Annotated in this window: 16 protein-coding genes; 1 reads left to right on the forward strand and 15 read right to left on the reverse strand. The window is 61.2% G+C overall.

Annotated features, from left to right (window positions below; translation table 11 throughout):
- Positions 1 to 420 precede the first annotated feature (420 nt).
- From C4J89_RS19850 to C4J89_RS19905, 12 genes are all read right to left on the reverse strand, one after another.
- On the reverse strand, positions 421 to 1,206 hold the full coding sequence (locus tag C4J89_RS19850; protein ID WP_124415388.1) for a TatD family hydrolase: 786 nt from the start codon (positions 1,204 to 1,206) through the stop codon (positions 421 to 423).
- A gap of 63 nt (positions 1,207 to 1,269) precedes the next feature.
- Positions 1,270 to 2,259 (reverse strand): DNA polymerase III subunit delta', encoded by a 990-nt coding sequence (locus C4J89_RS19855; protein WP_124415389.1) that lies wholly within the window; start codon positions 2,257 to 2,259, stop codon positions 1,270 to 1,272.
- Entirely contained in the window at positions 2,252 to 2,884 is a 633-nt protein-coding gene (tmk, locus tag C4J89_RS19860; protein WP_124415390.1) for a dTMP kinase, read from the reverse strand. The genes C4J89_RS19855 and tmk overlap by 8 nt, the downstream gene beginning before the upstream one ends.
- 19 nt (positions 2,885 to 2,903) lie before the next feature.
- Positions 2,904 to 4,025 carry an endolytic transglycosylase MltG gene (mltG, locus tag C4J89_RS19865; protein ID WP_124415391.1) on the reverse strand — a complete coding sequence of 374 codons (1,122 nt, stop codon included), beginning with the start codon at positions 4,023 to 4,025 and terminating at the stop codon, positions 2,904 to 2,906.
- A complete protein-coding gene (pabC, locus tag C4J89_RS19870) occupies positions 4,026 to 4,841 on the reverse strand; it encodes an aminodeoxychorismate lyase (RefSeq protein WP_124415392.1) in 816 nt (271 codons plus the stop codon).
- Positions 4,841 to 6,085: a beta-ketoacyl-ACP synthase II gene (fabF, locus tag C4J89_RS19875; protein WP_124364010.1), complete on the reverse strand. Its 1,245-nt coding sequence runs from the start codon at positions 6,083 to 6,085 to the stop codon at positions 4,841 to 4,843. Before fabF ends, pabC begins: the two co-directional genes overlap by 1 nt.
- 128 nt (positions 6,086 to 6,213) lie before the next feature.
- Positions 6,214 to 6,450 carry an acyl carrier protein gene (acpP, locus tag C4J89_RS19880; RefSeq protein ID WP_010566559.1) on the reverse strand — a complete coding sequence of 79 codons (237 nt, stop codon included), beginning with the start codon at positions 6,448 to 6,450 and terminating at the stop codon, positions 6,214 to 6,216.
- A 191-nt stretch (positions 6,451 to 6,641) separates the two neighbouring features.
- Positions 6,642 to 7,385, reverse strand: a complete 744-nt coding sequence (fabG, locus tag C4J89_RS19885) for a 3-oxoacyl-ACP reductase FabG (protein WP_124364011.1) — start codon at positions 7,383 to 7,385, stop codon at positions 6,642 to 6,644.
- A gap of 29 nt (positions 7,386 to 7,414) precedes the next feature.
- Complete coding sequence (fabD, locus tag C4J89_RS19890; RefSeq protein WP_124368027.1) at positions 7,415 to 8,359, reverse strand: ACP S-malonyltransferase; 945 nt, start codon at positions 8,357 to 8,359, stop codon at positions 7,415 to 7,417.
- 126 nt (positions 8,360 to 8,485) lie between these two features.
- Positions 8,486 to 9,496: a phosphate acyltransferase PlsX gene (gene plsX / locus C4J89_RS19895; RefSeq protein ID WP_124415393.1), complete on the reverse strand. Its 1,011-nt coding sequence runs from the start codon at positions 9,494 to 9,496 to the stop codon at positions 8,486 to 8,488.
- A gap of 4 nt (positions 9,497 to 9,500) precedes the next feature.
- Positions 9,501 to 9,683, reverse strand: coding sequence for a 50S ribosomal protein L32 (gene rpmF, locus C4J89_RS19900; RefSeq protein WP_008152339.1), 183 nt, complete (start codon positions 9,681 to 9,683; stop codon positions 9,501 to 9,503).
- A 13-nt stretch (positions 9,684 to 9,696) separates the two neighbouring features.
- Positions 9,697 to 10,227 (reverse strand): YceD family protein, encoded by a 531-nt coding sequence (locus C4J89_RS19905; RefSeq protein WP_124364014.1) that lies wholly within the window; start codon positions 10,225 to 10,227, stop codon positions 9,697 to 9,699.
- A gap of 105 nt (positions 10,228 to 10,332) precedes the next feature.
- Here C4J89_RS19905 and C4J89_RS19910 point away from each other — a divergent pair, with 105 nt between their 5' ends.
- Complete coding sequence (locus C4J89_RS19910; RefSeq protein ID WP_124415394.1) at positions 10,333 to 10,911, forward strand: nucleoside triphosphate pyrophosphatase; 579 nt, start codon at positions 10,333 to 10,335, stop codon at positions 10,909 to 10,911.
- A 133-nt stretch (positions 10,912 to 11,044) separates the two neighbouring features.
- Here the strand turns inward: C4J89_RS19910 and C4J89_RS19915 are convergent, their stop codons facing one another.
- From C4J89_RS19915 to rluC, 3 genes are read right to left on the reverse strand one after another with little or no spacing between them, the layout of a single operon-like run.
- Positions 11,045 to 12,028, reverse strand: a complete 984-nt coding sequence (locus C4J89_RS19915) for a S49 family peptidase (RefSeq protein ID WP_124415395.1) — start codon at positions 12,026 to 12,028, stop codon at positions 11,045 to 11,047.
- Positions 12,029 to 12,049: 21 nt separating this feature from the next.
- Complete coding sequence (locus C4J89_RS19920; RefSeq protein WP_124415396.1) at positions 12,050 to 12,712, reverse strand: HAD-IA family hydrolase; 663 nt, start codon at positions 12,710 to 12,712, stop codon at positions 12,050 to 12,052.
- On the reverse strand, positions 12,699 to 13,658 hold the full coding sequence (gene rluC, locus C4J89_RS19925; protein WP_065951059.1) for a 23S rRNA pseudouridine(955/2504/2580) synthase RluC: 960 nt from the start codon (positions 13,656 to 13,658) through the stop codon (positions 12,699 to 12,701). The genes C4J89_RS19920 and rluC overlap by 14 nt, the downstream gene beginning before the upstream one ends.
- Positions 13,659 to 14,003 lie beyond the last annotated feature (345 nt).

Genomic DNA, 14,003 nt, shown 5'->3' on the forward strand with positions numbered 1-14,003 from the left:
ATAGGGAGGGTTTCGCGCGCCATGGATACGTGGCGATACGATTTACCCGATGCGAGGGATTATCCCGACTGAACGGTCGTTGGGCAACGCCTATGTGAACCCGTTATGCACTTTACTTTCAATACGCCAACGATTTTGGCGATATCAGTCAGAAACAATACGCACCACTCGACCCGAGCATCCTGTGCAATGAGAACTCAAGCGAAGAGCGCGTATTCCAAATCTGTTTAAAAAACGACCAATCGACACTGGACTGAATCCGATAGTGATCAATACTTCAAGTGTCGGCGTGACATCTCCCCCAAGTGACGCGTCGACCTGGGTACCGACGGACTGTGTGCCCTTGTTTTACTCCTAATGGTCTTAGCCCGGATTCACCCCCCAGAACCCGGGTTTTTTTTGCCTGGGATTTGAGCGCGATCAGCAGGCCACATGGGCCAGTGGAAACAAACGCCTGAAGTTCTCAGTGGTCTGCTCGGCGAAGCGATCGTAGGACTCACCGCGCAGCATTGCCAGATAATCCGCCACGTCACGCACGTACTCGGGCAGGTTCGGCTTGCCGCGATGGGGGATCGGCGCCAGGTACGGCGAGTCGGTTTCCACCAGCAGCCGGTCAGCAGGCACCTGGCGGGCGACATCACGCAGCGCGTCGGCATTGCGAAAGGTAACGATACCCGACAGGGAAATATAGAAGCCCAGATCCAGAGCGGCCTTGGCCATCTCCCAATCCTCGGTAAAGCAATGCAATACACCCGCCTGGGGCAGCGCGGCTTCACGCAACAGCGCCAGGGTATCGGCGCGAGCCCCACGGGTGTGGACGATCACCGGTTTGCCGGTCTGTTGCGCGGCCTGCAGGTGCAGGCGGAACGAGGCCTGCTGCAGGTCGGCGGCTTCGGGTTCGTAGTGGTAATCCAGACCGGTTTCGCCAATGGCGACGACGCGCGGGTGATTGAGCTCGCCCAACAGCCAGTCCAGGGCCGGTGCTTCGCCGGGTTTGAGATCCAGCGGGTGGATACCCACCGAACAATCCACGTCGGCGTAGCGATCGGCGAGGGCTTTGACGTCGGCGGCGTTTTCGGCACTGACGCCGATGCACAGGAAGTGCCCTACCCCGCGCTGGCGCGCAGCTTCAAGGGCGGCGTCAAGGGAGCCGCCGTGCTGAGCGAGGTCGAGTCGATCAAGGTGACAGTGGGAATCTACGAGCATGGGTCTCTACAACTTGAGTTACGGAACGTGTCTGGCCAACGATACACCCGCTGGCCACGGAAATTAACGCCGGCCGAGCAGACCGACCCACTGCACCAGCAGCGCTTCGAGCAAGAGCACGCGGTTGAGGTTGGCCTTGCCGAGCACCTTCTGGCGCTGGGCGAGGATCCAGTCCTGAATGCTCAGCACCTTGTCCTGGGCACTTTTCTGCGCCAGGTATTGCACCACCTTGCGCATGTCCGGCAGGCCCAGGCCGTTCTCGTCCTGGGTCAGCTGGTAGCGCAGGATCAGGCTGGACCAGTCGCAGAACCAGTCGAACAGCAGCAACAGGGGAATGTCCTTCCACGCAGTTTCGGCCAATTGCGTGGCGGACAGTTCCTGTTTGATCAGCTTCTTCACCCCGTCCACGACCAGTGCACGTTGCTCGCGCACGCCCTGGGCTTGCAGCTTCACCGCAGCCAAAGGGGAACCGGCGGCCAGGGTCAGCAATTCAACCCGTTCTTGCGCCGAGCAGTCCGGCAGCGCCTGCGCCAGCCATTGCAGGCTCATGGCCTCGCTCGGCAACGGGCACGCCTGCTGCACGCAACGGCTGCGGATAGTCGGCAGCAAGCGGCTGGACTGGTGGCTCACCAGCAATAGCACGGTATCGCCGGACGGTTCTTCAAGGCTTTTGAGCAAGGCGTTGGCGGCGTTGATGTTCATCGCCTCCACCGGCTCGATCAGCACCACCTTGCGCCCGCCCATCTGCGCGGTTTGCACCACGAAACTGACAAGGTCGCGTACCTGGTCGACCTTGATCGCTTTGTCCGCTTCCTCAGGTTCCAGCACATAGTTGTCGGGGTGGCTACCCGCCTTCAGCAGCAGGCAGGATTTGCATGCGCCGCAGGCCTCCAGGCTGACCGGGCGTTGGCACAACAAGCTGGCCATCAAGCGTTCGGCAAGGGCGCGCTTGCCGATGCCTGTCGGGCCGTGCAGCAAATAGGCGTGGGCGTGCTGGGCACGGCCGGCCAATTGTTGCCACAGGCCGTCCTGCCATGGATAGGCATCAGCCACGGGCGCGCTCCAGCAGGGTGGGCAACAGCGCATCGATGGCGTGCTGCACCTGCGCCAGCGGCTGAGCCGCATCGAGCAGGTGATAACGCGCAGGCTCCGCCTTGGCACGCGCGAGGAATGCAGTGCGCACAGCGTCGAAAAACCCCTGGCCTTCCAGCTCGAAACGATCCAGGCGGCCGCGTGCACTGGCGCGAGCCATCCCCACTTCCACCGGCAGGTCGAACAGCAGGGTCAGGTCTGGACGCAGATCGCCCTGCACGAAGGCTTCCAGGGCAGCGATACGTTCCGGGCACAACCCACGACCACCGCCCTGGTAGGCGTAGGTGGAGTCAGTGAAACGGTCGCAGATCACCACGGCGCCGCGTGCCAGCGCCGGTCGGATGACCTCGGCCAAATGCTGGGCACGGGCGGCGAACACCAGCAGCAGCTCGGTGTCCGGGTTCATTGGCTCATCACCCGGCGCCAGCAATACTTCACGGATGCGCTCGGCCAGCGGCGTACCGCCGGGCTCACGGGTCAACACCACTTCGATGCCCGCAGCACGCAGGCGCTCGGCCAGGTAGTCGCGGTTGGTGCTTTTGCCGGCGCCTTCCGGGCCTTCGAGGGTTATAAACAAGCCAGTCACAGGCAGTCCTTAGTCAGAGTCATTGCGGGCTTTGCGGGGCGCTGGTGTCCGGCGCAGGCTCTGCCGGTACGTCAACCGGTGGCACCGCGTCGTCCAGCGGCTTGACCGCCGGTGCCGGGCTGGAACGGTAATCGGCACGGCGCTTGAGTTGAAACTCACGCACGGCGGCATTATGCGCATCCAGGTCATCCGAGAAAATATGGCTGCCATCGCCACGGGCGACGAAATACAGGCTGCTGCCCGGCACCGGGTTCAGTGCGGCATGAATCGCCTCGCGGCCGACCATGGCGATGGGTGTCGGCGGCAGGCCGGCGATCATGTAGGTGTTGTAGGGGTTGGCTTCCTTGAGATGGGCGCGGGTCAACTTGCCGTTGTAGCGCTCACCCAGGCCGTAGATCACCGTGGGATCGGTCTGCAACATCATGCCCATCTTCAGGCGACGCACGAACACACCGGCAATTTGCCCGCGCTCTTCGGGCACACCGGTCTCCTTTTCTACAAGAGAGGCCATGATCAGCGCTTGATAAGGCTCAGTGTAAGGCGCATCAGGCGCGCGCTTGCTCCACTCCTGGGCCAGTACATCATCGAGGCGGTTGTAGGCCTTCTTCAGGAATTCGACATCGGTCATGCCGCGCACGAAACGGTAGGTGTCGGGAAAGAAGCGGCCTTCAGGGAACACGCCAGGATGGCCGAGCTTGTCCATCACTTCGCTGTCACTCAGGCCCGAGAGGCTCTGCACGATCTTGTCATGCTTAGCCAGGGCCGAGCGTACCTGGCGAAAGTTCCACCCCTCCACCAGGGTCAGGCTGTATTGCACCACTTCCCCACGCTGCCACAGGCCGATCAGGCCTTCGGCGGTCATGCCTGGGGTCATCCGGTATTCGCCGCTGTGCAGCGGCTGGCCCTCGAGGTTGAAACGCCAATAAAGACGCAGCCAGAAGGCACCGTCGAGCACGCCATCGGCTTCCAGACGATTGAAGGTGCCAGTGGGCGTCGCCCCTGTCGGCACATCGAGCAATTGCTCCTGGGTCAAATGCAACGGCTGTTTCAAGGCAGCGTTGTATTTCCAGGCGCAAAAGCCCGCCAGCAAAGCCGCCGAGCACACACCGATCAGCAGCAGTACAACCAGTTTTCGTATCACTCAAATATCCAATAGCGCGCGAACAATGCCCTGCAGTTTACGGGTGAGCGGGCCAACCGACCAGCTCATCCCAGCGCACTCGCATACCGGCCAGATGCCATAAACGCTGTTGCACACAAAGACTTCGTCGGCCTGCTGCAACTGTTCGAGGCTGATGTCGGCCACAGCCACCGGGACGCCCAGCACTTGCGCCTGGGCCAGGAGTTCGGCGCGCATCACGCCGGCAACGCCGCAACGCTTCAGATCAGCGGTTAGTAACAAGCCGTTGCGCACCAGGAACAGGTTGCTGAACACACCTTCGATGACACGACCGGACGTATCCAGCATCAAGCCTTCGGCATGCTCGGCATCCCGCCATTCGGCGCGGGCGATCACCTGCTCAAGGCGGTTGAGGTGTTTGAGCCCGGCCAGCATCGGTTGTTCGGCCAAGCGGGTGACACACGCAAACAGGCGGATGCCGTCGGTTCCATGAGTTTCGGGATAAGCGGCAGGCGGACTGCCCTGCAAGATACGGCGCGCAGCGGCCTCGGGGTCGATGCCATAACCGCGCTGGCTGTCGCCACGGGTCAGGATCAACTTGAGCACGCCATCGCCAAGGGCTGTGGCATAGGCCAGCACCTCGCTACGGACCAGCCCGTGATCTACGGCTAACCCGAGGCGCCTGCAGCCCTCATGGAGGCGCTGCAGATGGCGGTCAAGCAGCACCGGCTGCCCGGCCTTGACCGCGATGGTTTCAAACACCCCATCGCCATACGCCAGGCCGCGATCTTTCAGGGGCACGCTGTCCGCTGGCTGACCGTCGACCCAGCTGTGCATCACTCGGCGAACCGGCGGAACACCAGCGAGCCGTTGGTGCCACCAAAACCGAACGAGTTGGAGATCACCACGTCGATCGGCATCGGTTGCGCTTCGTGAGGCACGAAGTTCAGGTCGCAACCTTCGTCCGGCTCATCAAGGTTGATGGTCGGCGGAGCGACCTGGTCCTTGATGGCCATGACACTGAAGATCGCCTCGACCGCGCCCGCCGCGCCCAGCAGATGGCCGGTCATGGACTTGGTGGAGCTGACGGCCAGCTTATAGGCATGCTCGCCGAACACCGACTTGATGGCCTCGGCTTCCGCCAGGTCGCCGGTCGGCGTCGAAGTGCCATGGGCGTTGATGTACTGCACCTGGTCCGCGTTGACCTTCGCATCGCGCAAGGCGTTGGTGATGCAACGCGCGGCACCGGCACCGTCGGCCGGTGGCGAGGTCATGTGGTAGGCGTCGCCGCTCATGCCAAAGCCGATCAGCTCGGCATAGATGGTGGCACCGCGCGCCTTGGCATGCTCCAACTCTTCCAGCACCAGGGCGCCGGCACCGTCGGACAGTACGAAACCGTCGCGGCCTTTGTCCCACGGACGGCTGGCACGGGTCGGTTCGTCGTTGCGGGTCGACAGCGCACGGGACGCGCCGAAGCCGCCCATGCCCAGGCCGCAGGCGGCCATCTCGGCGCCGCCGGCGATCATCACGTCGGCTTCATCGTAGGCGATATTGCGCGCCGCCATGCCGATGCAGTGGGTGCCCGTGGTGCACGCCGTTGCGATGGCGTAATTAGGCCCCTGTGCGCCCAGGTGGATCGACAGGAAACCGGAAATCATATTGATGATCGAGCCCGGCACGAAGAACGGTGAAATTCGACGGGGGCCGGAATCGTGCAGCGTGCGGCTGGTTTCTTCGATATTGGTCAGGCCACCAATACCCGAACCCATGGCCACGCCGATGCGCTCACGGTTGGCGTCGGTGACCTCCAGGCCGGCATTACGCACCGCCTGAAAACCGGCTGCCAGGCCGTACTGAATGAACAGGTCGAGCTTGCGGGATTCCTTGATCGAGAGGTATTCCTCGACATTGAAACCCTTTACCGAGCCGCCAAAACGGGTGGAATAGGCAGAAAGGTCCGTGTGTTCGATCAGACCGATACCACTGTGGCCAGCCAGAATGCCCTGCCAACTGCTTGGCACATCCGTGCCCAGTGGCGACAACATACCCATACCGGTGACTACGACGCGTCTACGCGACACAGCACTCTCCTTTTTCTAATGACGACACTCTGCTTCGCAGCGTACTTTTCGTCACCGCTTAAAGAAAAAACCGCACGCCGTTACAGCAGTGCGGTTTTTCCCTGACAGCAAGCGACGACTACAAACTATTACGCCTGGTGGGCAGTAACGTAGTCGATAGCAGCTTGAACAGTAGTGATTTTTTCAGCTTCTTCGTCCGGGATTTCGGTCTCGAATTCCTCTTCCAGAGCCATCACCAGCTCAACGGTGTCAAGGGAATCGGCACCCAGGTCTTCTACGAAGGAAGCAGTGTTGGTCACTTCTTCTTCTTTGACGCCCAGTTGCTCGGCAACGATTTTCTTGACGCGCTCTTCGATGGTGCTCATACCTTGTTTAACTCCTAATGGACAAATTCAGGCAGCTGGCCAGTGGGTAAGTGTATAGAAAGCCATTTCAGCTTTTCAACTGAAAGCTTCACCCTGTACCCGCCCTGCCACCTGCCTATAAATTAAGTTGCAGCTTTATAACGGATTTTAGACAGCTCGTATGACATATTTTTGAAGCGATCCGTCACAATTTAACTCATGTACATCCCGCCGTTCACTGGAATTGTAGCCCCAGTCACGTATGCCGCACCGTCGGATGCCAGGAAAGTGACCACATTCGCGATCTCTTGAGCCTGGCCCAGACGGCCCAGCGGAATCTGCGTCAGCAAGGCTTCACGCTGTGCTTCCGGCAGTTCGCGGGTCATATCGGTGTCGATGAACCCTGGAGCCACCGAGTTTACCGTAATCGACCGCGAACCGACTTCACGCGCCAGTGCACGGCTGAAACCTTCCAGACCGGCCTTGGCGGAGGCGTAGTTTACTTGGCCGGCGTTGCCCATGGCACCCACTACGGAGCCAATATTGATAATTCGGCCCCAACGCGCCTTGGTCATGCCGCGCAAAACGCCCTTGGACAGGCGGAACAGACTGTTCAGGTTGGTATCGACTACGTCGTACCATTCGTCGTCTTTCATGCGCATCATCAGGTTATCGCGGGTGATACCGGCATTGTTCACCAGAATCGACGGCGCACCGAACTGAGCGGTGATCTCGGCCAGCACAGCCGCCACGGACGCATCACTGGTCACATTCAGCTCAAGGCCGGTGCCCTGCACGCCGTTTTCCTTGAGGGTCGCGGCAATACGCTCGGCGCCCGAAGCGGAAGTGGCGGTGCCGATCACAACGGCGCCCTGACGGCCCAGCTCCAGGGCGATGGCCTGGCCGATGCCACGGCTTGCGCCGGTAACCAGTGCAACTTTACCTTGCAGACTCATGCAGGCTTCTCCTAAGTACAAAATCGGGATTAAGCGTTCAGGCCAGTGCCGCGAGCGGCAGCGAAGGCTTCAGGGGTATTGAGGTTGGCAGTCGACACACCGTCGGCGCAGCGCTTGTTCAGGCCGGCCAGGACTTTGCCCGGACCGCACTCGACCAGCTCGGTGGCGCCGTTGGCGGCCAGGGTCTGCACCGATTCCACCCAGCGTACCGGCTTGTAGAGCTGCTCCAGCAGGTCGCGCTTGAGGGTGTCCAGGTCAGGGGCAACCGCCGCGCTGACGTTCTGCACCAGCGGGATCTGCGGCGCCTGCCAGTTGATGGCAGCGATAGACTCGGCAAAACGCTCGGCGGCCGGGCGCATCAGTTCGCAGTGGGACGGCACGCTGACCGGCAACGGCAGCGCACGCTTGGCGCCACGCGCCTTGCAGCCTTCGATGGCGCGTTCGACCGCCGCCTTGGCACCGGCAATGACCACTTGGCCAGGGGAGTTGAAGTTGACCGCGCTGACCACTTCGCCCTGGGCCGCTTCGGCACAGGCTTCGATCACCACGGCGTCGTCCAGGCCCAGGATAGCGGCCATGCCGCCCTGCCCGGCCGGAACGGCTTCCTGCATCAATTGGCCACGACGCTCGACCAGCTTGACCGCTTCAGCGAGGGTCAGGCTGCCCGCCGCGACCAGCGCGCTGTATTCGCCCAGGCTGTGGCCGGCAACGAACGCCGGGCGCGCGCCGCCTTCGGCCAGCCACAAGCGCCACAGGGCGATCGAAGCGGTCAGGATGGCCGGCTGGGTCTTATCGGTTTGATTGAGTTGCTCTTCCGGCCCCTGCTGGGTCAACGCCCACAGGTCGTAACCCAGTGCGTCGGAAGCTTCCTTGAAGGTGTCCAGGATCAGCGGGTATTGCGCGCCCAGCTCGGCCAACATGCCGAGGGACTGCGAACCCTGCCCTGGAAAGACGAATGCGAGGGATGTAGACATGTAACAAGCCCCTAATGATCTTGTCGTCGGAAAGAGGCGCCCCTACGGTGGGAGCGCACGAAACTGACAGATTGGATGGTCAATTGAACTGGCCGGTCACATTTAAGCACTCCCGGGCCAATTCGCCTAAGGCAACAGATCCTCGAGACGGCCGTGCAAACGTTGCGGCAGGTTTTCCTGAATCTCGATCACGGCCCGCGCAATGGCACTTTGAAAACCTTCCACACCAGCCGAACCGTGGCTTTTCACCACAATGCCCTGCAAACCCAGAAAACTCGCGCCATTGTGCCTGGCCGGGGCCAGGTCGGCCTGCAGACGGCGCATCAATGGCAGCGCCAGGGCGCCAACAGCCCGCGACACCAGATTCTGTTTGAACAGCGCTTCGATGCGCGTGGCGATCATGGTCGCCAGGCCTTCGCTGGATTTGAGCAGGATATTGCCGACGAACCCGTCGCACACCACCACATCCGCTTCGCCCCGGTACAAACCGTCACCTTCGACAAAACCGATGTAGTTCAAGCCTCGCGCGCCCTGCAGCAACGCAGCGGCGAGCTTGACCTGCTGGTTGCCCTTGATGTCTTCGGTGCCGATGTTCAGCAAGGCCACGCGTGGCCGTACCACGCCCAGCGCTTCGGCCGCCACCGAGCCCATCACGGCGAACTGGAACAGGTGCTCGGCACTGCAGTCGACGTTCGCCCCCAGGTCCAGCAACTGGCAATAACCTTTCTGCGTCGGAATCGCCGCCACCATCGCCGGCCGGTCGATGCCCGGCAGCGTCTTGAGCACATGCCGCGACAAGGCCATCAGCGCGCCCGTATTGCCGGCGCTGACACAGGCCTGCACCTTGCCGTCGCGCAACATTTCCAACGCCACGCGCATGGATGAGTCGGGCTTGCCGCGCAGGGCCGCTGCCGGCTTTTCGTCCATGGTGATGGCTTCGCTGGCCGCTGTAACCGTCAGGCGCGCGCGATCCACCGCCGGATGGCTGGCAATCAGTTCTTCAAGTAGGGAGGGTTGACCGACGAGGGTCAGGTGCAGCGAGGGCGTTGCAGACAGGCTGGCAATGCAGGCCTGAACAATGCTGCGGGGACCGAAGTCCCCGCCCATTGCGTCAATCGCGATGACTTGAGCAGACAAGTGATTACTCGTCAGCGCCCTTGTCGATCACTTTACGGCCACGGTATACGCCTTCTGGCGATACGTGGTGACGCAGGTGAATTTCACCGGTGGTTTTTTCTACAGACAGAGTGCTTGCCGTCAGGGCATCGTGCGAACGACGCATGTCACGGGCAGAGCGGGATTTTTTGTTCTGCTGAACAGCCATAATTGATTAACTCCTAAACGTTTGGGTCACGCTTTAACTGCGCCAATACACTGAACGGGTTGGACCGCGTTACCTCGTCCTCGCTCGGTTCGGGCTCGTCATCGAGACCCGCCGGCTGCTGGCATTCTTCCGGATGATGAGCAGGCACAATGGGCAAGGCGAGCAAAAGCTCCTCCTCGATCAGTGCATGCAGATCCAAAGGATCTTCGCCCAGTTCCAGCACGTCATAACCTTTCGGCAACGACTGGGTATTCGCACCCTCCTTCACCACGGCATAACTGCATTCGCTGTGGATCGGCAGGGTGACCAGCTCAAGACAACGCTGGCAAACCATCTTGACTTCGGTGTCGATAAAACTGTGGATCACCACAGACTTACGTTCATCTCGTTCAAAAACGAATTTGGCCTGGACCGCACCGACAGTGTCGGAAAGCGAGTCGCAGAGTCTCTCCAAATCGGCCAGCGGCAATTCACCTTGAAGGGAAGTGCCACGATCAGCCAATTTGCGCGGGTCAACGTGAGGTGGAATCGGGTCATTCAACATAGGCGCAGCATTATAGGGATGCACCCAGCCATGTCAAAGGAAATTCAGCCCTGTGCGTCAGCCGGTCACGCCGCTAGAATCTGCGGCTGCCTTGAGGAGACGTCCATGCTGCCTTTATTACTTGCGTCCAGCTCGGTTTATCGCCGGGAATTACTGAGCCGCCTGCACTTGCCGTTCACCTGCGGCGCACCGGATATCGATGAAAGCCATCGCCCGGATGAATCCGCTATTGAGCTGGTCAAGCGCCTGGCCGAAGAGAAAGCGCGCGCCCTCGCCGCCAGCCATCCCAGGCACCTGATCATCGGCTCGGATCAGGTGGCTGCGCTTGAAGGACGGATTATCGGCAAGCCGCACACCTTCGAAAATGCCCGCGAACAATTGCTGGCAGCCAGCGGCAAGCGTGTGAGCTTCCTCACCGGACTGGCGCTGCTCAATAGCGATACCGGGCACTGCCAGGTCGACTGCATCCCTTTCACGGTGCACATGCGCGAACTGAGCGTTGAACGCATCGAACGCTACCTGCGGATCGAGCAGCCGTATGACTGTGCGGGCAGCTTCAAGGCCGAAGGCCTGGGCGTGAGCCTGTTCCAGAGCACCGAAGGGCCGGATGCGACCAGCCTTGTGGGCCTGCCGTTGATTCGCCTGGTAGACATGCTGCTGGCCCAAGGTGTGCACATTCCCTGAGAGCAATGCAGATCCAAATGTGGGAGGGGGCTTGCCCCCGATGACGGTGTCTCAGCTATAGATAAGCTGACTGGTCCACCGCTATCGGGGGCAAGCCCCCTCCCACATTTTGATCTACAGCTGCCTTGAGCTATCAGCGCAGGGTCGGGCTCTGGAAGCCCATGTACAGGGCCAGCTTCTCAGCCACGCTGGCGCCGAGCTTCTTGGAGAAGCGGTCAAACGGCGATTCCTCAACCGTAAAATCCACCAACTCCTTCTCGCCAATCACATCTCGCGCCACTGAACTGGCACTGCCCAGGCCGTCGATCAAGCCCAGCGGCAGCGCTTGCTCACCCGACCACACGAGGCCGGAGAACAGCTCTGGATGGTCCTTGTCCTTGAGCCGATCGCCGCGCCCTTGCTTGACGCTGGCAATGAACTGACGATGGGTGGTATCGAGCACGCCCTGCCAGAACTGGGTTTCATCGGCCTTTTGCGGCTGGAACGGGTCGAGGAACGCCTTATGCTCCCCCGACGTGTAGGTGCGACGCTCCACGCCCAGCTTCTCCATGGTGCCGACAAAACCGTAGCCGGCCGCTGTCACGCCAATGGAGCCGACCAGGCTGGCCTTGTCCGCATAGATCTGGTCGGCGGCGCTGGCGATGTAATAGGCACCCGAGGCCCCCAGGTCCGAGATCACCGCATAAAGCCTGGTATCTGGATGCAGGGCGCGCAGACGGCGGATCTCGTCATACACATAACCCGACTGCACCGGGCTGCCACCGGGGCTATTGATGCGCAGGACCACGCCTTTGACCTTGGGGTCTTCGAACGCGGCGCGCAGGCTGCTGACGATATTGTCGGCGCTGGCGGGCTCCTTGTCGGCGATCACCCCGCGCACTTCGATCAAGGCGGTGTAGTGGCTGCCACGGGTGGCGCTTTTTTCCATGTCCATCAGCGGGCTGAACAACGCCAGCATGCCCAGCAAGTACACGAAGGTCAGCAGCTTGAAGAAAATCCCCCAACGCCGCGAACGACGCTGCTCCTGCACGCTGGCCAACAAGGTCTTTTCCAGCAACTTCCAGCTTTTGTCGTCGCTGCTATCGGCCTTTTCAGGCGCTTTCCACTCGTCACTCATGCCATTAACCCCAGCAAAGACTTATTGAGCCCGACCGAGCCAGGCCTGCAGTTCAGAAAAATGATCGATCGTCAGCCTGGGCTCATATTGCTGCAAGGCTTCGGCCGCCTGGGCGCCGTAGCTGACCGCCACGCTGTCCATGCCCGCATTGCGCGCCATCATCAGGTCGAAGGACGCGTCCCCCACCATCAGTGCCTTGCGCGGCGCTACCCCGCAGTGAGCCAGGATCTGCTCCAGCATCAGAGGATGGGGTTTGCTGGCGGTTTCATCCGCGGCACGGGTGATGTCGAAATAATCGTCCCAGCCATGTGCCTTGAGCACGCGGTCGAGCCCGCGCCGGGCCTTGCCGGTGGCCACGGCGAGGTAATAGCCCTGGGCACGGAACGCTTCCAGGGACTGCCTCACACCGTCGAACAGCGGGGAAGGCTCGGCCTCCAGGGCGATGTAGTGATCCGCGTAGTGCTGTCGAAACGCGATCAGTTGCGAGTCGTCGATCTGCGGGTACAGGGTGCGGATGGCCTCAGGCAAGCCCAGGCCGATGATGCCCTTGACCTCAAGGTCGCTGCACGGCTCGAAGCCGGAACGGGTCGAGGCCGTGTGCATCGACTCGACAATCCGCCCTATGGAGTTGGCCAGCGTTCCATCCCAATCGAAGATCAGCAGCTTGTAATCAAGGCGCGACACTCAAACGCTCCACGGTCTTGGCCCACATCTCATCGACTGGCGCCTGCAACTTCAACTCACCGCCATCGGGCAGCGGCACGGTCAGCATATAGGCGTGCAGGAACAGGCGCTTGCCGCCCAGGTCGCGAATTTCCCTGGAGAAATCCTCGTCACCGTATTTGGTATCACCGGCAATGCAATGGCCAGCGTGCAGGGTGTGCACGCGAATCTGGTGGGTACGCCCGGTCACCGGCTTGGCCTCGACCAGGGTGGCGAAGTCGCCGAAGCGGCGCAGCACCTTGAACAGGGTCAGGGCCTCTTTGCCCTCCTCGTCCACTTCCACCATACGTTCACCGGAGCGCAGGTTGCTTTTCTGCAACGGCGCTCGCACGCTCTTGATCGAACTGGCCCAGTTACCACGCACCAACGCCATGTAGCGTTTGTCTACTCCATCGCCACGCAGGGCGGTGTGCAGGTGGCGCAACATGCTGCGCTTCTTGGCGATCATCAACAGGCCAGAGGTGTCGCGGTCCAGTCGGTGGACCAGTTCCAGCTCCTTGGCATCCGGGCGCAGCTGACGAAAGGCTTCGATCACGCCGAACGTCAGGCCGCTGCCGCCGTGAACGGCAATGCCGCAGGGTTTGTTGATCACGATGAGTTTGTTATCTTCGAACACGATCGAGGCTTCCAGGCGCTGCAGCAGGCCCTGGGCCAGCGGCACCGGCTCGTCGCGCTCGGGCACACGCACTGGCGGCACCCGGACGATATCGCCCGCCTGCAACTTGTATTCGGGCTTGATCCGACCTTTGTTCACGCGCACCTCGCCTTTGCGCAAGATGCGGTAAATCAAGGTCTTGGGCACGCCTTTGAGCCTGGCCAGGAGAAAATTATCGATGCGTTGGCCGGCATATTCCGGCGAGACCTCGAGCAGCTGGACGCTGGGGGTCTGGGGGGCGGTAGTCGTCATGGCGGCGATGATAACAATTTTTTATGGAATTGAAGCACTTAATCATTGCTGCTATAGTCGCGAACGCCGCCAAAAGCGGCCTGGACAGAGGACTTGCGGCAAACTGCCGGCCCTGACCATCGCAATTCATCAGGACGCGAGGCCGTCCTACGGGGCGTTCGCCACCTTGGAAGGCTTGAGATTGTAACAAGCGCAGGTGACATGAGGCCTGAAGCGAGTGCGCAAAGCAGAGTGAATACTCGCCTTGCGCGCCGATATTTACGGCCAGTTCACAAAGTGCAGTCAGTCTCGGGCCAGACCATGGCGAATGCTTCGGAAACAACGCCTGTTAAGAGCTGAGTGCGA

Source organism: Pseudomonas sp. R4-35-07 (genome assembly GCF_003852235.1).
GTDB lineage: Bacteria > Pseudomonadota > Gammaproteobacteria > Pseudomonadales > Pseudomonadaceae > Aquipseudomonas.

Bases quoted from the DNA above. Each gene is read 5' to 3' on its own strand.
- C4J89_RS19850 (WP_124415388.1), bottom strand. From the start codon at position 1,206: ATGCTCGTAGATTCCCACTGTCACCTTGATCGACTCGACCTCGCTCAG.
- pabC (WP_124415392.1), bottom strand. From the start codon at position 4,841: ATGCACAGCTGGGTCGACGGTCAGCCAGCGGACAGCGTGCCCCTGAAA.
- acpP (WP_010566559.1), bottom strand. From the start codon at position 6,450: ATGAGCACCATCGAAGAGCGCGTCAAGAAAATCGTTGCCGAGCAACTG.
- fabG (WP_124364011.1), bottom strand. From the start codon at position 7,385: ATGAGTCTGCAAGGTAAAGTTGCACTGGTTACCGGCGCAAGCCGTGGC.
- fabD (WP_124368027.1), bottom strand. From the start codon at position 8,359: ATGTCTACATCCCTCGCATTCGTCTTTCCAGGGCAGGGTTCGCAGTCC.
- rpmF (WP_008152339.1), bottom strand. From the start codon at position 9,683: ATGGCTGTTCAGCAGAACAAAAAATCCCGCTCTGCCCGTGACATGCGT.
- C4J89_RS19905 (WP_124364014.1), bottom strand. From the start codon at position 10,227: ATGTTGAATGACCCGATTCCACCTCACGTTGACCCGCGCAAATTGGCT.
- C4J89_RS19910 (WP_124415394.1), top strand. From the start codon at position 10,333: ATGCTGCCTTTATTACTTGCGTCCAGCTCGGTTTATCGCCGGGAATTA.
- C4J89_RS19915 (WP_124415395.1), bottom strand. From the start codon at position 12,028: ATGAGTGACGAGTGGAAAGCGCCTGAAAAGGCCGATAGCAGCGACGAC.
- rluC (WP_065951059.1), bottom strand. From the start codon at position 13,658: ATGACGACTACCGCCCCCCAGACCCCCAGCGTCCAGCTGCTCGAGGTC.